Origin of the sequence: Myxococcus virescens (assembly GCF_900101905.1) — a bacterium.
In the GTDB taxonomy this organism is placed as follows: Bacteria; Myxococcota; Myxococcia; order Myxococcales; family Myxococcaceae; genus Myxococcus; species Myxococcus virescens.
In genome coordinates, this window is the sequence record NZ_FNAJ01000004.1 from 317,228 (window position 1) to 334,782 (window position 17,555).

Here is a 17,555-nt window from a genome sequence, read left to right on the forward strand (position 1 = left end):
GCCGTCACAGCGCCTCCACCAGGCGCTTGAACGAATCGCCCCGGTCCTCGAAGTTCTTGAACTGATCGAAGGACGCGCACGCGGGCGACAGCAGCACCGTGTCACCCCGCTCCGCCAACTCTCGCGCCCGCGCCACCGCATGGGCCAGGGTGCCACACGCGTGGACCTGCGCCGCGCCGGCATAGGCCCGGGCCAGCGTGTCCGCGTCGTCGCCGATGGTGAGCACGCCCTTCACCTTGCCCTGCCCCGCCTCCACCATGGGCGCGTACGACGCGCCCTTGCCCTTGCCGCCGGCAATCAGCCACACGCCGCTGGAAAACGCGCGCAGCGCCACCAGCACCGAATCCACGTTGGTGGCCTTCGAGTCATTCACCCACTCGATGCCATCCAGCACGCGCACGCTCTCCAGCCGGTGTGGCAGGCCCGGGTAGCCGTCCAGCCCCGCCTGCACCTCGCCGGAAGTGACGCCTCCCAGGCGCGCCAGCAGCGCCGCCGCCATCGCGTTCTGCGCGTTGTGGGCACCGCGCAGCGCGCGGTTCGTCAGCGTGTAGTGCTCGCCCAGGAAGGCCAGCCGGAAGCCGCCCGGCTCCGCCACCGCCAGGCCCGCCAGCGTCGGGGCGTCCGCCACCGGCTTGCCCGTGAGGCTGAAGCCGTACACTGGCGCCTTCGCGCCGCGCGCCAGGCCCAGCACGTCCGCGTCGTCCGCGTTCACGACCGCGAAGTCACCGGCCTGCTGCTGCTGGAAGATGCGCGCCTTCGCCTCGCCGTACGCCGCGTGGCTGGGATAGCGGTCGATGTGGTCCGGCGTCAGGTTGAGGATGGCCGCGCCCCGAGGGCGCAGCGTGCGGATGCCCTCCAACTGGTAGCTGGACAGCTCCACCACCAGCGCGTCCCAGTCGTCCGGAGACATGGCCGCCTCGCTGAAAGGCCGGCCCAGGTTTCCACCCACGAAGGTGCGCTTGCCGCCGCTGGCGAAGAGCGTGCCGGTGAGCGCCGTGGTGGTGCTCTTGCCGTTGGTGCCGGTGATGCCGAACAGCGGCACGCCGGACAGCAGCCGGCCCGCCAGTTCGACCTCGCCCCACACCGCCACGCCCGCCGCGCGCGCGGCCTGGATTTCCGGCAGCGCCAGCGGCACGCCCGGGCTCACCACCACCAGGTCCTGCGACGCGAGCAGCCCCGGCGGCGTGGGCCCGGACACCAGCGTGGCGCCCTGCGCCTTCACCTCGTGGGCCACCGCGCCCAGCGCGTCCTCGCCACGTGCGTCCAGCGCCGTGACGTCCGCGCCCAGCTGACGCAGCAGGCGCAGCGCGGCCACGCCGCTCTTCGCGAGCCCGAACACCAGCACCTTCTGACCGGACAGCGCCAACGTCATGGCCGTGCCACCTCCGGCTTCAGCGGAGCTTCAGGGACAGGAGCGCCACGCCACCACAGAGGATGGAGACGATCCAGAAACGGACGATGATCTTCGGCTCGGCCATCCCTTTGAGCTCGAAGTGATGGTGCACCGGCGCCATCTTGAAGACGCGCTTGCCCGTCATCTTGAAGGACGTGACCTGAATCATCACGCTCAGGATTTCGGCGAAGAAGATGCCGTGGATGATGGCGGACACCACCTCGTTCTTGGACAGCATCGCCAGCCCGCCCAGCGCGCCGCCCAGGGCCAGCGAGCCGATGTCGCCCATGAAGACGGAGGCCGGGTAGGTGTTGAACCACAGGAACGAGATGCCCGCGCCGACGATGGCCGCGCAGAACACCGCCAGCTCCGCGCCGCCCGGCACCTGGAGCACGCCCAGGTACTGGTACAGCGGCGTGGCCACCAGCTTCGACACGCCGCCCACCACCTCCGCGTCCGCGATGCTCAGCGTGGTGCCCGCCACGTAGCAGAGCACCGCGAAGGTGATGGCGGACACGATGGTGGGGACGATGGCCAGACCGTCCAGGCCGTCCGTGAGGTTCACCGCGTTGGACGTGCCCACGACGACAATCCACGCGAAGAAGACGTAGAACCAGCCCAGGTCCGGGTTGAACCAGCGCGTGGGGATGAAGGGCAGCGTCAGCTTGGTATTGATGAGCAGCGTGGGGCCGAAGGAGCCGTCCGGCAGCGTCCACGTCGTCAGCAGACCGAACACGGCGACCAGGAAGAAGAAGGTCTGCAGCACCATCTTCTTGCGCCCGGCCAGGCCCTTGGAGTTGCGCTTGGACAGCTTGAGCCAGTCATCCAGGAAGCCGATGAAGCCGTAGCCCAGCGTCAGGAGCAGCATCACCCAGACGGCGCGGCTCTTCAGGTCCGCGAACAGCAGCGTGCCCGCCGCGATGCACAGCAGGATGAGCGCGCCGCCCATGGTGGGCGTGCCCTTCTTCTTCTGGTGCGAGTCCGGCGTGTCCTCGCGCACGTTGCTCTGCCCGTGCTGCTTCAGCCGCAGCCGGGCGATGAGCTTGGGCCCGATGAGCATGCCCAGGAGGAGCGCGAAGACGCCCGCGGCGATGATGCGGAAGGTGGGGTAGCGCAGGAAGTTGAGAACGCGCCCCGCCTCGGAGTTCTGGATGACCTCGTAGAGGAGGTACAGCACTAGTGGTTTCCTCCGGGGACGGCCGTGCCCGTCAGGGCGGCCACCACCCGTTCCAGCCGCATGCCGCGGCTGCCCTTCACCAGCACCACGTCACCTTCGCGAAGCCGCGGCGCCAACCACGCCATCAGCGGCTCCACGTCGGTGAAGTGGGCGGCGGATTCACCCATGGAAGCGGCCTCCCACCCCTTCAAGGAGCGGGGACCGAAAAATGCCGCCAGCGCCGCGTGCGAGGGAATCTGGCCGCCCAGGCGCGCGTGCTCCTCGAGCTCGCCCGGCCCCAGCTCCAGCATGTCCCCCAGCACCACCACGGCCCGGCCACTCGCGGGCACCAGCGTGCCCAGCGTCTCCAGCGCGGCGTCCATGGAGGCCGGGTTGGCGTTGTAGCAGTCGTCGATGACCGTCACGCCGTGCTGCCCGTCCACCACGTTGAGGCGCCGCGAGTACGGCCGCGCCGACTCCAGGCCGCGCACGCACTCCTCCGGCGTGTACCCCAGCGCCAGCGCCACCGCGAAGGCCGCCGTCGCGTTCTGCGCGTTGTGTGGCCCCACGAAGTGCAGCCGCACCGGCCACTCGCGGCCCAGGTGCCGCACCGTGGCCACCATGCCCTCGCGGCCCAGCGTCTTCACGTCCGCCAGCCGCACGTCCGCGTGCTCCGCCCGGCCGAACGTCAGCCGCTGCGCGCCGCTGCGCTCCGCCTGCGCGGGGATGAGCGCGTCGTCCACGTTCACCACAATGGTGGTGCCGTGCCCCATCTCCTGGAACAGCTCGCCCTCCGCCGCCGCCACGCCCTCGATGCTGCCCAGCCCTTCCAGGTGCTCGGGCTGGACCACCGTGATGACGCCCGCGTCCGGCTGGACGACGCGCGCCAGCCGCTCGATTTCCCCCGGCTGATTCATCCCCACTTCGATGACCGCCGCGACGTGGCGCGGCTCCAGCCGGAAGAGCGTCAGCGGGACGCCAATCTCGTTGTTGAGGTTGCCCTCGGTCTTCAGCGCCGGCCCGCGCGTGGCCAGGATGGCGCCCACCATCTCCTTGGTGGTCGTCTTCCCGTTGGAGCCACCCACCGCGCACACCGGAATCCGGAAGCGCTGACGGTGGTGCCGTCCCAGCGCGCCCAGGGCCCGCAGGGTGTCATCCACTTCATAGAGCGTCAGCCCGTCGGGCAGCGCGGGCAACGGGCGCCCGCGTGCCACCACCGCGCCAGCCGCCCCGCCCTTCGCCGCGGCGTCCACGAAAGCGTGGGCGTCGAAGCGCTCACCCACCAGGGCCACGAAGAGGCACCCGGGGGTGAGTGCCCGCGTGTCGGTACAGACGGTAGCGTAGGCGGCCGGGGCCGGGCCGCCACGCCGGGTCGCCCCGGTCGCCTGCACCACCTCTTCGTCGCTGAAGGAAGCTGCCATGGTGTGAGAGATGGGCGGGCGGGTCGACGGGGCTTGGGAGGCTCGGGCTCAGCCAGCGATGCGGTTGGCCAGCGCCTTCGCGGCCACCTGCCGGTCGTCGAACACGAGCTTCTCCTCGCCGACCTGCTGGTACGTCTCGTGGCCCTTGCCCGCGATGAGGACGACGTCGTCCGCGGACGCCAGGCTGATGGCCTGCTCGATGGCCGCGCGGCGGTCCGCGTCGACCAGGTAGCCCTTCTCACCGCTCTTCGCCTTGCCGGCGGAGATGCGGCGCAGGCCGCTCTTCTCGATGCCCGCGGTCACCTGGGAGATGATCTCCTCCGGGTCCTCGGTGCGGGGGTTGTCGCTGGTGATGACGGCCAGGTCGGCGCCCTCACCCGCCACCGCGCCCATCAGCGGACGCTTGCCCTTGTCGCGGTCCCCGCCGCAGCCGAACACCGCGATGACGCGGCCCTTGGCCAGCGAGCGCGCCGCCTCGATGGAGCGCTTGAGCGCGTCATCCGTGTGCGCGTAGTCCACCAGCACCGCGGGGGCGCCAGACGGACCGTAGTTCTCCACGCGCTCCATGCGGCCGGCCACCGGCATCATCCGCTCGATGCCTTCCTGCACGTCGCGCCGCGCGAAGCCCGCGCCCAGGCCAATGCCCACCGCCAGGAGGATGTTCTCCAGGTTGTGGGGCCCCAGGAGCTTGCTCTTGAGCGGGATGTCACCGGCGGGCGTCTTCAGCACGCCCTTGATGCCCTGGAGCGAGAAGCTCACGTCGGCCGCGGAAATCTCCCCGGAGCCCTGACGGCTGAACTTCCACGCCATGCGCTTCTGGCCGCGCTGCTCGTTGTAGATGCGGCTGGCGTAGGTGTCGTCGCCGTTCACCACCGCCACGCCCGTGGCGGACAGGTTCTCCGCGAAGAGCTTCCGCTTGGACTGGAAGTAGTCCTCCATGTCCTTGTGGTAGTCGAGGTGGTCGCGGCTCAGGTTGGAGAAGCCCGCGGCCTTGAAGGTCAGCCCGTGCACGCGCTCCTGCGCGAGCGCATGGCTGGACACCTCCATGATGACCGTCTCCACGCCCGCCTCCACCATCTCCCGGAGGATGCGGTGCAGCTCCAGCGGATCCGGCGTGGTGTTGGCGCACTCCACCGTGCGGCCAGCGAACTTGTAGCCCAGCGTCCCGATGACACCGGTGGACGCGTACGCCGCGGTGCTCATGGCCTCCAGCAGGTAGCTGGTGGTCGTCTTCCCGTTCGTACCGGTGATGCCCAGCAACGTCAGCTGGTCCGCCGGGCGGCCGTAGAAGTTGGCCGCGATGAGCGCCAGCGCCTTTCGAGCGCTGCTCACCTTGAAGAAGGGCACCTGAGAGGACGGCACCGGCTTCTCCGACACCACCGCCACGGCGCCACGGGACACGGCCTCACCGATGAACTGGGCCCCATCCTCCTTCGTGCCAGGAATGGCGACGAACAGGTCTCCCGGCTTCACGCGCCGCGAGTCCTGCGTCACACCGGTGACGTCAACCGCGGAACGGCCGCCCGAGGTCTGCTCGGCACCACATCCTGCGAGGACATCCGTCAGCTTCATCTCTTCCCCTTCACACGCATTGCAAGAGCGGGGCCTGGAGCGGACGCGGCCTTATTGCCGCGCGGCGAGCTCCAGCGTCACCCGGGCCCCCTTCTCCACCAGTGAACCGGCGGCGGGGGTTTGAGATACCACGCGTCCACTGCCCAATACCTGTGGCTCCAGCGCCGCGGCGAGCAGCTTCACCACGGCCTCACGTCCTACTTCTCCCTGAAGGTCCGGCACACGCACCGTGCCGGGTTCAGGGGTCTCCGTCACCGCGTCCACCAGCGCCGTCCGGGCGGCGCCGGAGGCCTTCGCCCCCGACTTCGCCGCGGCAGGCGCGGGGGACTCGGCGGCCACGGCCACCTCGGGTGCCACCGTCCGGGACGGGGGCACGGCCAGGTGAGCCATGGCGGCGGTCGCAATCTCCTTGAAAGCAGGGGCAGCCACGGTCCCCCCGTATACGTCCGTCTTGGGTTCGTCCACTACGACAAGAATCACTGCTCGCGGAGACTCGGCCGGTACCACCCCAACAAAGGAGGCGATCCGCTTGTCCGAATACCCCCGCGCCACCGGGTCTGCCTTCTGCGCGGTGCCCGTCTTTCCGGCCACCCGGTAGTCCTCCATGGCGGCCTTGGTGGCCGTCCCTCCCTTGACCACCACGCTTTCGAGCATGCCCACGACCTGCCGGGCGACCTTCGCGGAGACCGCCCTGCGCAGCTCCGTGGGACGGTTTTCCAGCAGAACGACACCGTCCGGGTCCACCACCTTCGACACCAGATAGGGCCGCATCAGCACCCCATCGTTGGCCAGCGCACCATAGGCGGCCGCAATCTGCACCGCCGTGGCCGTCATCCCCTGTCCGAAGGACTGGTTGGCCAGGGAGATCTCCGCCTTCGGGAACGGCAGGACGCCGCGCCCCTCGCCCGGCAGGGACAGGCCGGTGCGCTCGGTGAAGCCGAAGGTCTGGTAGCCCTTCACGAACTTCTCACGTCCCATGGCCTGGGCAATCTTCGCCATGCAGATGTTGGAGGACTTCTGGAGGATGCCCTGCGGGGTGAGCCAGCCGTAGGGATGGGTGTCGTTGATGGTGTGGCGGCCCACCCGCCAGGCGCCGTTCTCACAGAAGAAGAGGCTGTCGGCGGTGATGGCCTTCTCTTCCATCGCCGCGGCCACCACGAAGGCCTTCAGCGTGGAGCCCGGCTCGAAGGTGTCCAGGGCGGCGCGGTTGCGCATGCCCGAGCGCGAGCTGGACTCCGGCGTGTTGGGGTTGAAGCGCGGGTGGTTGGCCACGGCGAGCAGCTCGCCCGTGCGGGGATCCAACACCACCGCCATGCCGGCCACGGCCTTGGCATCCTCCACCGCGCGGCTGAGCGCCTTCTCCGCGACGTACTGGAGGTGGCGGTCCAACGTGAGGGTGACGGCGGCGCCCTGGCGCTGGAGCGGATCCAACGCGCCCTGCACCAGCAGCTTGCGGCCCTTGGCGTCACGGAAGCCGGAGGTGGAGGAGTTCTGCCCGGACAGCTCGTCCTGGAAGGCCAGCTCCAGGCCCTCCAGGCCGCGGCCGTCCATGCCCACCGTGCCCACCACGTGGGCGCCCAGCTCGCGCTGGGGATAGAAGCGCTTGGGCTCCTTGGAGAAGCCCATGCCCGGCAGCGCCAGCGCCTTCACCGCGGCGACCTCGGCGGGCTTGGCCTGGCGCTTCACCCAGGCGAAGCGCTTGGCCCGGGCCAGGCGCGCGCCCAGCTCGTCGGGGTCCAGCTTCAGCGCCTTGGCCAGCGCCCGGGACGCGGCCTTCACGTCGGGCAGCATGGAGGGGTCCACCCAGATGGAGTCCACCTCCACGCTCTGGGCCAGCGGCGTGCCGCGCCGGTCGAAGATGTCGCCGCGGCGGGCCGGAATCTCGATGTGCCGGACGTACTGGTCCTGCGCCATGCCGCGCAGCTTCTCCTGCTCGAAGACCTGGAGCTGCACCGCACGACCCAAGGCGACGCCGAGCAGCATCAGGAACAGCCCGAACAGCAGCCGTACCCGCAGCTTCAGCCACTTCGCGTTGGGCTCGGGAGCCCGCGCCGCCTTGAAATCCCTCACCGACCGGCTCCGGCGCGGCCCGCCACGCGGGCGGTGGGCTGCGTGGCGTCCGAGGACTCCGCGCGCGCCCCGCTGCCACGCGCCGGCTTCTCCGCCGACAGCGACACCACGGCGCCGCCGCGCGGCATGGCCATGTTCAGCTGCTCACGCGCCACGCGCTCCAGCCGGCCCGGCGCCTTGAGCGTGGCCAGCTCCAGCTTCAGCCGGTCATTCTCGCGCGTGAGGATGCGGCTCTCCGCCTCCTCGCGCGACAGGCGGTAGCCCATGTCCACCACCAGCACCCGGCTGGTGACGTGCAGGATGCCCACCGCCGCGAAGAGGGCGAAGAGGCACACGGCCGGCAGCAGGTGCAGCAGCACGCCGCCCACCGTCACGGAAGAACGCAACGCCGACACCCGGGAGTGCACCTTGCTCATCGGAGTTTCTCCACCACGCGCAGATGCGCGCTGCGTGAACGGGGATTGGCTTCGACCTCCGCCTCGGAGGCGGCCACGGCCTTCTTCGTCACCAGGGCGAAATCACCCACCCCGCTGCAGACGCACACGGGCAGGCCCGGCGGACAGGTGCAGCGCCCCGCGAGCGCGCGGAACGCCTCCTTCACCTTCCGGTCCTCCAGGGAGTGGAAGGCGATGACGGCGGCGCGGCCCCCCACCTTGAGGAGCCCGGGGATGGCGGCCAGCAGCGCGTCCAGCGCCTCCAGCTCGCCGTTGACGGCCATGCGCAGCGCCTGGAAGGTCCGGGTGGCCACGTGGATGCGGTTGGGCCACGCCTTGCGCGGCACCGCCCGCTTCACGACCTCCGCGGCCTCCAGCGTGCGCGTGGGCAGGGCCTTCTTCAGCTCGCGGGCAATGGGCCGCGCGAAGGGCTCTTCACCGTAGTCCTTGAGGATGCGGACCAGCTCGCGCTCATCCGTGGTGGCGATCAGCTCCGCCGCCGTCGGGCCGTCCGGCCCCATGCGCATGTCCAGCGGGCCGTCCTTGGAGAAGGAGAAGCCGCGCTCGGCCACGTCCAGCTGCGGCGACGACACGCCCAGGTCCACCAGCACGCCATCCACGGGCAGCAGGTCCGCGGCGACGCGGGGCAGCTCGGCGAAATTGCCGGCGCGGCCCTGGAAGCGCGGGTTCGCGCCCAGGCGCGCGGTGGCCGCGGCGAGCGCCACCGGATCCCGGTCCACGCCGACCACCGTGGCGCCCGAGGCCAGCAGCGCCTCCGAGTGGCCACCGCCACCCAGCGTCCCGTCAATGATGACCCGCCCATCCGCCGGCTGGAGCAGCGCCACTGCTTCCCGCAGGAGGACGGTCTGGTGCTGGAAGTCCGAAGCCGTCACGGGCCGTCAGACGAAGGGTGCCCGCGCCAGCGCGAAGGCGGCTCGGGCATCGTTCATGTGCGGGTAGATTTCGAAACAGTCGTGCGCGCCGGCCGCGCGGAAGATGGCGGCCAGGTACGGCGACAGTCCGGACAGCTTCACGTCCCCACCGGCGCGGCGGAAGGCATCCGTGCGCGCCATCAGCGGCTTGACGCCGCGGTAGTTCAGGTGCCCCACGTCCCCGAAGTCCAGCACCACCTGACGCGTGCCGCGCTGCAGCTTGCGGCCCAGGTCGTCGCACAGCTCGAGCAGGTCCTGCTCGCTCAGCTCGCCCTCCAGCATGAGCGTCTCGACACGGCCGGCGGCCATCGCCGCGCCCGCCAACCCTGGCCGAACCTCCAGAACCTGGTTCATACGCTTGCCACCCTCCCGGTACTTCGGGGTCCTGTCGACTTTCCCGTCACGCTTGCCGCAGCTCGGCGAGCACCTTCATCACGTCCGCGGAGGTCGCTTCCTGGCGCGCTTCTTCCTGCGCCTTCGCCCACCCCTCCCGGCTCCACAGCTCGATGACCTTCACCATCCCCGCCCACACCACGTCCTTCTCCAGCCCCGCATAGGAGCGGAGCGTCGGAGGGATGAGCAGGCGCCCCAGCTTGTCCAGCGGGCACTCCTGCGCGCTGGCCACGTACAAGCGCATCAGCGTCTTCACCCCAGGCTCCATCGGGTTGCGCTTGGCCAACGACAGCTCCAGCGCTTCCCACTCCCGCACCGGGTAGGCGTGGAGGCATCGGTCGAGCGCCGTCGTGAGGATGAGCCTCTCGTCGTAGGCGCCCACCAGCGTGTCCCGGAGCTTCGCCGGGAGGCTCGTCCGCCCCTTCGCGTCGATCTGGTGCTCATAGACGCCTCGGAACACTCGGGACGATCCACCTTTTCAGCCCGCTGAGGGATGAACCTCCACTCCTTCCCACTGCTTGCCACTTCCGGGCGGCATACATACGCGCCCCACCTGGGGGGGTCAAGAAACCGCAACAGGTTGAAACAGCGGTTTGTCCGCGCCGGACGTCCGGAAAGGCCGTCACACCTGGAAGGTCCAGTGGTTGGCGCCGTACGACGCCCTACCTATTGCGCTGGGGTAAACTTGAGTTCCCCCCTGACCCAGGCGCAAAGTGTCAGTCGCGTGAACACGAACGTTCGGCTGAAGGTGGCCTACAAGACGCCGCAGTCCCTGGTGGGGGAGTACACGCGCAGTGTCGGCCTGGGGGGCGTCACCCTGGAGACGCGCCGCAGCCTGCCGCTGGGGACCCGCTTCACCTTTGAACTCCATGCGGGCGGTGTGCCTCGACCCGTGGAAGTGCTGGGGGAAGTGGTCCAGGTCGTCCCACACGAGGAGTCCCAGCGCTTCCTCCTCACCGTCCGCTATGGGGTCGGAGAAGACCGCAGCGCGTTGGACGCCATCCTCCAGCGCATCTACTCCGCCGATGAACGCTCCGGCCTGCGCCGCTTCCCACGGCTGCCCCTGTACCTGCGCGCCGTCGAGGCGGCCCCCCTGTCCCCGGGCTTCGTCGTCCGGGACATCTCCCGGGGCGGCGTGGGCCTGGAGGTGCAGGCCCCTGCCCTGCCGCGCCAGGTGAAGGTGGGCACGCCCTTCCTGCTGGAGATGGACTTCCGGGAGGGGCCCATGATGCTGCACGGCGAGGTGGTGTGGACCTCCTCGGTGCCCCGGAAGAACTCGGGGACGGTGGCGCCGGGCTTCGGCGCCACCTTCGGCCGGCTCCGGCCGGACATGCAGCAGCGGCTGGAGGGGCTGTTGTCCCTGGCCACACTGCCGCCCGTCCCCTGGAAGGCCCGGGTGAGCTTCGGCATGGAGGCCGTCGCGCGGATGCCGTGACGGCCCGGAGGCCCCCGCGGGCTACACCGCGCCCAGGGGGTAGCCGCCCGCGGACTCCAGGGCCGCCACCACCGTCTCCCGCAGCGCCGCCGGGTCATACGGCGTGAAGACGTCCAGCGTGCCCAGGCGCTCGAGCTCCTGGTCGAGCGCGTCCCCCTTCAACGTGGCGCACAGCGCGCGCCGCGTCCTGTCGTAGGCGCGGGGGATGGCGTCCAGCGCGTAGAGCTGCGTCATCGCCACCCGCACCGGGTCCAACGCGCCGGACGTGGCGGCCTGGCGCGTGCGCGTCACCATGGAGTCCAGGGCGAAGGCGTCCATCACCACGTCCGACAGGGCCGCGAGCACCTCCTGGTGCTGCTCCAGCTCCGGACCGAACGTCTCCGCCGCCACGCGCAGGCCGTGGAGCGCCAGGTGCTTGGCGGCCTCGGCGGCGACCTCCTGCGGGGCCAGGGCGTCCTGCACGCGCGCGCGGGGCCGCTCGCCCCGGGACAGCGCCTCCGCCACGTTGCCGGCCATGGCGAACAGCGGCAGGTCTCCCTTCACCGCGCGCTTGAGGAGCATGCCGGTGATGAGCATGCGGTTGATTTCGTTGGTGCCCTCGAAGATGCGGTTGATGCGCGCGTCGCGGTACGAGCGCTCCACCGGGTACTCCTCGATGTAGCCCGCGCCACCGTGGAGCTGGACGGCGTCGTCCACGAGGTGGCCGAAGGACTCCGAGCCGTGCACCTTCATGATGGAGGACTCGATGGCGTACTCCTCCACCGCCTCCAGGAGGCGCGCCTCGTAGCCCGGGGCGTCCTTGTCCCCCTGCCCCAGGCGCGCGTCCACGAGCCCGGCGGTGCGGTACGTCATGCTCTCCACCGCGTAGACGAGCGCGGCCATGCGGGCCAGCTTCTCGCGTGACAGCGGGAACTGGACGATGGGCGCGTTGAACTGCTTGCGCTCCTGCGTGAAGCGCAGCGCGTTCTGGAGCTGGAGCTTCATGCCCCCCAGCACACCCGCGCCCAGCTTGAGGCGGCCGTAGTTGAGGATGTTGAAGGCAATCTTGTGGCCCTTGCCCACCTCGCCCAGCTGGTTCTCCACCGGGACGCGCGCGTCCTCGAAGTAGAGCGGGCACGTGGAAGAGCCGCGGATGCCCATCTTGTGCTCCTCCGGCCCCACGGTGAGGCCGGGCGTGTCCTTCTCCACGATGAAGCCGGTGAACTTGTCCCCGTCCACCTTCGCGAAGACGACGAACACGTCCGCGAAGGCCGCGTTGGTGATGTAGAGCTTGGAGCCGTTGAGAATCCAGTGCTTGCCGTCGGGGGACCGGACCGCCTTCGTCTTCGCGCCCAGCGCGTCACTGCCGCTGCCCTGCTCCGTGAGCGCGTAGGCCGCCACCCACTCCCCCGTGGCCAGCTTCGGCAGGTACTTCGCCTTCTGCTCGGCGTTGCCGAACCAGACGATGGGCAACGTCCCGATGCCGGTGTGCGCGCCGAACGTCACCGACCAGGAGCCGTTGAGGCTCATGGCCTCCGCCAGCAGCAGCGACGTCGTCTTGTCCAGGCCAGTGCCGCCGTAGGCCTCGGGGATGTCCACGCTCAGCAGGCCCAGCTCGCCGGCCTGTCGCAGCAACTGGCGCAGGAGCGCGTTGTCCTTGGCCTCGATTCGCTCGGACAGGGGGAGGACCTGCTCGCGGGAGAACTGGAGCGCCGTCTTGAAGAAGAGGCGCTGCTCCTCCGTGAAGGTCTCCGGGGTGAGGATGCGGGCCGAGCCCACCTCCTCGAAGAGGAACGCGCCCCCGGGAGCAAGCACCTGCTGCGAAGTGGGCTTGGATGCGGCATCCATGAGTCTCCCTCCAGCGGGCGAGCGCACCCCGCCCTGGGGCCTGAATCTAATCCTCCGGCCGGAAGTCGCCCGTGAAGACCCGGCGAGTCCTCGCCAGTCCACTGCCCTGCTGCGCTTCAGATGAGGCCCGCTGTCCGGCAGGCAGCGTCTTCCCGCAAGCGAAGGGGCGAGCGGTGCCCTTCAAGCCAGCCGAAGCAGGCGGTCCTGGACACCGCGCGCGCCTGGCTACGGACCGCCGCCTTCGTTGTCGGCCTTGGCCCGAGCCCGCTTGCCCCGCGCCACCTCGGTGGCGAGCGCCTCCAGGCGCGGTGTCCAGAACACGCGGAACTGCTCCAGCCACGCGTCGACCTGCTGCAACGGCGCCGGGTCGACGCGATAGAGGCGGCGGGTCCCTTCGGCGCGAACCTCCGCGAAGCCGCTGTCGCGCAGCACCTTCAGGTGTTGGCTGACCGCCGGCTGACTGATGCCGAACTCCGCCTGGATGGACTCGGTCACCTCGCCAGAGGGGCGTTCCCCTTCGGCCAGGAGCTCGAGGATCCGTCTGCGCACCGGCTCACCCAGGACGTCGAAGGCATGCATCGTGGCTATCAGGTCCCCGGATGCCGCACGTCGGGCGGCGGCGCTCCAGTATAGAAGGCCGTCGTCCGCGCCGCGCGGGCCTTCGCCGCCGCGGCGTCCTCTCCCCGTGTCACATCCGCCTGGCCCCAGCCCTCGCTGCTGGCCGTGATGAACGCCTTGCCTTCATCCGAGGCCGTCCAGGATTCCACCGCCGCGCTGTCGACAGCGGCGCCGCCGGACTCCAGATGCATGCCCAGGCCCATCAGCCCCAGCTCCCAGCCGACGCCGGTCGCGCCAGGGCCGTAGTCGTCCCAGAAGGGGCTCACATGGGCCATGTGCTCCAGCCGCAGCCGGGTGCCACCACCAGGCGCGTTGGCCAGGATGACCTCCAACCAGCTCACCGTCCCTCCGAACTCCCACGTCAACCCCAGGTGCCGCGGGGCATCGCAACGGGTGACCGTGCCGCTGGCATTGCCCTTGAGCTCGTAACGCCCACCCAGCTTCAGATCGCCGGACACCGGAAGGAACCAGCGGGGAATGCGCTCGGGGTTGGTCAGCGCGTCCCAGAGGTCCTCCACCGTCGTGTCGTAATCGCGCGTGGCGACGACGACCCGTGCGGGCTTGCCCTCATGCTCACGGCTCTCCACCTCCCGCACGACGGCCCCCAGGTACCGCTTCACATCCATCATGTCGCCTCCATTGATAAGCGTGGACTTATATAAACGGCGACTTATCGAAGATGTCAATGCTCGAGGCGATGACCCGAGCGCGCGGCCACGGAGGATTCCGCACCGCGGGTTCACCCTCCGTCCGGGGCCTTGTGCGGCGTGGGGTAGACGAAGCACAGGATGTCGAACAGCGGCTCACCCGGCGCGGTGAAATTCCCGCCGAGCGCCCGCGCCGCCTGCGCCACCTCCGTGCCAAACGAGGGCACGAGGCAGATGTCCTCGGACGTCTTGAAGCGCCCCTTGAGCAAGCCCAGGCCCCGGCGGAGCGTGACGATGTCCTGCCGCCCCGCCCGCACCGGCACCGAGGGACCATTTGGATCCGGCCCCGGCAACTTGCCCACGCTGGTGGTCAGCTCGAAGCCATCCGCGCGCATGATGATGCGCAGCTTGCCCGGCGCGACCTCCTCCAGCCACGCGCGGAAGCCCGCTTCGTCCCGCAGCACCACGGGATAGGCCACGGGCCCATCCGGGTGCGCCAGCCACACGGACTCCGCCGAGTCCCGCAGCACGGTGAACAGCTCCGACGTCTGCACCAGGAACGTGTCCGCGTCCGGAACCACCAACACCGTGTGCCCTTTCACGCGCTGCGCCAGCCGCGCGGCGTCATCCGGGCGCGCCGGCTCGAAGGTCTCCTCCCCCACGCGCACGCGCTCCCCCGCCAGCGCCACCCGGAGCGCGGACGCAGGAAGCGGCTCACCCTGGATGGGGCCCGCCACCTCCCCTTCGGATGGCGACGCGGGTCGCGGTGCGTCCGGAGCCGCTTCGCCCGGCACGGCGAGCGAGGGCAAGGGCTCGGGCTTCAATGACTTGAGCGGCTCGGCCTGCGTCTCCTCCCGACAGCCGGCGCCCACCACGACGAGCAGCACCAGGGCGAGCGCCTGGGTGGCCACATCCATGCCCCGCACCGTCCTCACGTGGCGCTCCACCGAAGTGGCCGCCATCCAACGTCGCTGGCGATGACGCATCGATACGTGGCGCGCCGAGCAGGCATCCTTCGGCGCCCGGCCCTGCTCCCCGGCCCCCACAGCACCTCGGGCACCGCCATGGCGGTGGATGTCACGAGACGTAGGAAGAGGCACACCCACCACCCAATCACAGTCAACGGATTTTTCCCGTCATGGCGTTTTACCTACCCCATGATACATTCAGGTGGCCCTGCCAAGACAGCACGGGCCCCCTTGGCGCAGCGGCCACCTGCACCCGAAGGAGCCGGAACGAACGTGCAGCAGCTTTCCGAAGGGCTTCATTTCGGTAAATACAAGCTGCTCGAGCGCATCGCGACGGGCGGGATGGCGGAGATCTACCGCGCTCGGATGACAGCGGCGGCGGGTGTCACCAAGCCCGTGGTCATCAAGAAAATCCTCCCGGGCTATGCGGGCAACAGCGCCTTCCTGTCGATGTTCGTCAACGAGGCCCGCATCGCCGCGGGGCTGAGCCACGGCAACATCGCCCAGGTCTTCGACTTCGGCGAGGTGGACGGCGAGTACTTCATCGCCATGGAGTGGGTGGACGGCCGCACCCTGTCGAGCGTCATGCGGCGCGCGCGGGAGAAGGGCATGTACACCCTGCCCCAGCCGCTGGCGCTGCTCATCGCCGTGGAGATGCTGGAAGGGCTGGGCTACGCGCACACGCGGCTGGATGAACGCGGCCGACCGCTCCACATCGTCCACCGCGACGTCAGCCCGCAGAACGTGCTGCTCAGCTACGAAGGCCAGGTGAAGCTGGTCGACTTCGGCATCGCGCGGGCGCGGCTGGCCGGCAGCGCCGAGCCGGTGGAGCACGACCTCAAGGGCAAGTACACCTACTTCGCGCCGGAGCAGGTCCGCGGGCGCGAGCCCGACGCGCGCTCGGACATCTTCGCCGCGGGCATCGTCATCTACGAGATGCTGTGCGGCCGCCTCCCCTTCGAAGGGAAGATGCCGGACGTGCTGCGCAAGCTCGCCCTGGGCGACTTCCCGCGCCCCCGCGACCTCAACCCAGGCATCCCCACCGCGCTGGAGCGCATCCTGCTCACCGCGCTGGCCGTGGAGCGCGAGCAGCGCTACGCCACCGCGGAGGCCTTCGCCGAGGCCCTCACACGCCACCTCCACACGGCCGCGCCCGACGTGTCCTCCAGCGCGCGCGCCCACTTCATGGGCTACCTCTTCGAGGCGGAGCTGGTGGGCGAAGGCCGCCCCGTGCTGCTGCCCCGTGAGTTCCTGGCGCAGATGGCCCGGTGGACCCAGTCCCCCTTGGAGCGCCGCGCCCTCCGGGAGATGGCGCCGCCCGTCCGCGAGCCGCCTGGTGAGGAGGAGGAGCGGACCCCCATCGCCGAGGTCGAGCTGCCCCCCTCCCAGGCCTCCGAGCCCGTCGAAGGGCGGATGGAGCGCACCACGCTGCCGCTCCCCGCGCTGCCCGGCCCCGGAGCGCCGCCCGAGCCCGGTGTCCCGCCCCTGGACGCGGCGGCATCGCGGACGATGGGCATGCCCCGGGCCGTCACCCTGGGCGCGCCCATCATCGTGGCGCTGACAGCCACGCTGGCCCTGCTGGTGTCGAACAGCACGGGCACCTTCTCCGTGGAGCTGAGTTCCTCCCCTCCAGGCGCCGCCATCCGGGTGAACGGCCAGCAACAGACCGCGCGCACCCCCGCCCTGCTCACGCAGCTCCCCGCGGACGCGGAGCATCTGCTGGAGGTCCAGGTCCCGGGCATGGTGGCGTGGAGTCAGACGGTGCGCGCCGAGCGAGGCACCACCCTGGCCGTCCATGCCCGCCTGCTCCCCAAGCGGATTCAAGGCCCCGCCCAGCAGCCACACCGCGCCCCGCCTCCTCATGAGGTGCGAATGCCCGCCGGGCAGATGGCCCTGTCCAGCGTGGTGCACGCCTTCCGCGTGCCCTACCTCTCCACCGCGCAGATGCGGCTGGACCCGTCGCGCACCTACAGCGTCCGGGTGGAGGGTTGGGCCTCGCTGGGACATGCCAGCATGGTGGAGCACGCCGGGTACTTCCTGGAGGGAGACGCGCGTCTGGCGGCACGCGAGTCCTTCGGCGTGCTGGACGGCGAAGAGCGGCTGGTGCGCCACGCCTCGCGCCTCCACGTCTTCCTGCTGGACGCGAACCGCACGGACAACCACGGCACGCTGATGGTCCGCGTGCGCGAATGGGACAATGACGGCGCCGTCACCACCCTGCGGGTGGACGCCCGGACGCACGCGGTGAAGCTGTCGCGCGTCGACCGCTTCCTGCTGCGCGGGCTGGAGCCGGACACGCACTATGACGTCGTGCTGCGGGACACCGCTGAGTCCGCGCGCACGCGGGGCTTCGACGGGGGGCCGGTGGGCCGCGTGCTGGGCCTGTACGGCGCTGGCGAGGGCCCGGAGACCGCTTCTGGCCTGCTGACGCTGCTGGAGGTGGGCCGCCCCCTGCGCCTGCGGGGCGCCACCTGGTTGCAGCTCGCGTTCCCCGACGACCACCTGGCCGACAACACCGGCAGCCTGGTGCTGGAGGTATCGCCCGTCGCGGCGCCCGGCACCTCGCCCGCTCCCCCACCAGGACCTCCCGCCCCCACCCGGTAACGGGCCGCTACAGCGGTGCAGCGACCTGTTGCCGAAAAGTTGATCACCGGAGGCTGCCCCCTACCCTGGGCGCCACGGAGGACTC

General features: G+C 70.4%; 15 protein-coding genes. 2 read left to right on the forward strand and 13 right to left on the reverse strand.

Annotation, left to right across the window (positions count from 1 at the left end; translation table 11 throughout):
• Positions 1 to 4: 4 nt before the first annotated feature.
• Genes murD through mraZ form a run of 9 tightly spaced genes read right to left on the reverse strand, consistent with a single transcriptional unit; the run spans position 5 to position 9,831 of the window.
• Positions 5 to 1,372, reverse strand: a complete 1,368-nt coding sequence (gene murD, locus BLU09_RS14785; RefSeq protein ID WP_090490192.1) for a UDP-N-acetylmuramoyl-L-alanine--D-glutamate ligase — start codon at positions 1,370 to 1,372, stop codon at positions 5 to 7.
• A 19-nt stretch (positions 1,373 to 1,391) separates the two neighbouring features.
• Complete coding sequence (gene mraY / locus BLU09_RS14790; RefSeq protein ID WP_090490193.1) at positions 1,392 to 2,570, reverse strand: phospho-N-acetylmuramoyl-pentapeptide-transferase; 1,179 nt, start codon at positions 2,568 to 2,570, stop codon at positions 1,392 to 1,394.
• Positions 2,570 to 3,970: a UDP-N-acetylmuramoyl-tripeptide--D-alanyl-D-alanine ligase gene (locus BLU09_RS14795; RefSeq protein ID WP_090490194.1), complete on the reverse strand. Its 1,401-nt coding sequence runs from the start codon at positions 3,968 to 3,970 to the stop codon at positions 2,570 to 2,572. The genes mraY and BLU09_RS14795 overlap by 1 nt, the downstream gene beginning before the upstream one ends.
• Positions 3,971 to 4,018: 48 nt before the next feature.
• Positions 4,019 to 5,542, reverse strand: coding sequence for a UDP-N-acetylmuramoyl-L-alanyl-D-glutamate--2,6-diaminopimelate ligase (locus BLU09_RS14800; RefSeq protein WP_090490195.1), 1,524 nt, complete (start codon positions 5,540 to 5,542; stop codon positions 4,019 to 4,021).
• Between the two features lie 51 nt (positions 5,543 to 5,593).
• Complete coding sequence (locus BLU09_RS14805; RefSeq protein ID WP_090490196.1) at positions 5,594 to 7,612, reverse strand: penicillin-binding protein; 2,019 nt, start codon at positions 7,610 to 7,612, stop codon at positions 5,594 to 5,596.
• A complete protein-coding gene (locus BLU09_RS14810) occupies positions 7,609 to 8,028 on the reverse strand; it encodes a cell division protein FtsL (protein ID WP_090490197.1) in 420 nt (139 codons plus the stop codon). The genes BLU09_RS14805 and BLU09_RS14810 overlap by 4 nt, the downstream gene beginning before the upstream one ends.
• The gene (gene rsmH / locus BLU09_RS14815) at positions 8,025 to 8,939 is read right to left on the reverse strand and encodes a 16S rRNA (cytosine(1402)-N(4))-methyltransferase RsmH (RefSeq protein ID WP_090490198.1); all 915 of its coding nucleotides are present in this window, start codon (positions 8,937 to 8,939) and stop codon (positions 8,025 to 8,027) included. The genes BLU09_RS14810 and rsmH overlap by 4 nt, the downstream gene beginning before the upstream one ends.
• Positions 8,940 to 8,945: 6 nt before the next feature.
• Positions 8,946 to 9,332, reverse strand: coding sequence for an STAS domain-containing protein (locus tag BLU09_RS14820; protein ID WP_090490199.1), 387 nt, complete (start codon positions 9,330 to 9,332; stop codon positions 8,946 to 8,948).
• A 46-nt stretch (positions 9,333 to 9,378) separates the two neighbouring features.
• Positions 9,379 to 9,831 (reverse strand): division/cell wall cluster transcriptional repressor MraZ, encoded by a 453-nt coding sequence (mraZ, locus tag BLU09_RS14825; protein WP_090490200.1) that lies wholly within the window; start codon positions 9,829 to 9,831, stop codon positions 9,379 to 9,381.
• A 264-nt stretch (positions 9,832 to 10,095) separates the two neighbouring features.
• On the opposite strand from mraZ, the gene BLU09_RS14830 reads away from it, so the two are divergent.
• A complete protein-coding gene (locus tag BLU09_RS14830) occupies positions 10,096 to 10,806 on the forward strand; it encodes a PilZ domain-containing protein (protein ID WP_186817785.1) in 711 nt (236 codons plus the stop codon).
• A 21-nt stretch (positions 10,807 to 10,827) separates the two neighbouring features.
• On the opposite strand, the gene BLU09_RS14835 is transcribed toward BLU09_RS14830, so the two are convergent.
• The 4 genes from BLU09_RS14835 to BLU09_RS14850 all read right to left on the reverse strand — a co-directional run bounded on the left by BLU09_RS14835 (position 10,828) and on the right by BLU09_RS14850 (position 14,815).
• Complete coding sequence (locus BLU09_RS14835) at positions 10,828 to 12,633, reverse strand: acyl-CoA dehydrogenase family protein (protein ID WP_090490202.1); 1,806 nt, start codon at positions 12,631 to 12,633, stop codon at positions 10,828 to 10,830.
• A gap of 225 nt (positions 12,634 to 12,858) precedes the next feature.
• Complete coding sequence (locus tag BLU09_RS14840) at positions 12,859 to 13,212, reverse strand: ArsR/SmtB family transcription factor (RefSeq protein ID WP_011555571.1); 354 nt, start codon at positions 13,210 to 13,212, stop codon at positions 12,859 to 12,861.
• 8 nt (positions 13,213 to 13,220) lie between these two features.
• Positions 13,221 to 13,880, reverse strand: a complete 660-nt coding sequence (locus BLU09_RS14845) for an SRPBCC family protein (RefSeq protein ID WP_090490203.1) — start codon at positions 13,878 to 13,880, stop codon at positions 13,221 to 13,223.
• A 110-nt stretch (positions 13,881 to 13,990) separates the two neighbouring features.
• Entirely contained in the window at positions 13,991 to 14,815 is an 825-nt protein-coding gene (locus BLU09_RS14850; protein ID WP_090490440.1) for a hypothetical protein, read from the reverse strand.
• Positions 14,816 to 15,139: 324 nt separating this feature from the next.
• Here BLU09_RS14850 and BLU09_RS14855 point away from each other — a divergent pair, with 324 nt between their 5' ends.
• Complete coding sequence (locus BLU09_RS14855) at positions 15,140 to 17,470, forward strand: serine/threonine-protein kinase (protein ID WP_090490204.1); 2,331 nt, start codon at positions 15,140 to 15,142, stop codon at positions 17,468 to 17,470.
• The last annotated feature ends 85 nt before the right edge of the window (positions 17,471 to 17,555 follow it).

Excerpts from the sequence above, each read along its gene's own strand:
- BLU09_RS14800 (WP_090490195.1), bottom strand. The coding sequence starts at position 5,542 with ATGAAGCTGACGGATGTCCTCGCAGGATGTGGTGCCGAGCAGACCTCG.
- BLU09_RS14840 (WP_011555571.1), bottom strand. The coding sequence starts at position 13,212 with ATGCATGCCTTCGACGTCCTGGGTGAGCCGGTGCGCAGACGGATCCTC.
- BLU09_RS14845 (WP_090490203.1), bottom strand. The coding sequence starts at position 13,880 with ATGATGGATGTGAAGCGGTACCTGGGGGCCGTCGTGCGGGAGGTGGAG.
- BLU09_RS14795 (WP_090490194.1), bottom strand. The coding sequence starts at position 3,970 with ATGGCAGCTTCCTTCAGCGACGAAGAGGTGGTGCAGGCGACCGGGGCG.
- BLU09_RS14850 (WP_090490440.1), bottom strand. The coding sequence starts at position 14,815 with ATGGATGTGGCCACCCAGGCGCTCGCCCTGGTGCTGCTCGTCGTGGTG.
- BLU09_RS14820 (WP_090490199.1), bottom strand. The coding sequence starts at position 9,332 with ATGAACCAGGTTCTGGAGGTTCGGCCAGGGTTGGCGGGCGCGGCGATG.
- BLU09_RS14810 (WP_090490197.1), bottom strand. The coding sequence starts at position 8,028 with ATGAGCAAGGTGCACTCCCGGGTGTCGGCGTTGCGTTCTTCCGTGACG.
- BLU09_RS14835 (WP_090490202.1), bottom strand. The coding sequence starts at position 12,633 with ATGGATGCCGCATCCAAGCCCACTTCGCAGCAGGTGCTTGCTCCCGGG.
- murD (WP_090490192.1), bottom strand. The coding sequence starts at position 1,372 with ATGACGTTGGCGCTGTCCGGTCAGAAGGTGCTGGTGTTCGGGCTCGCG.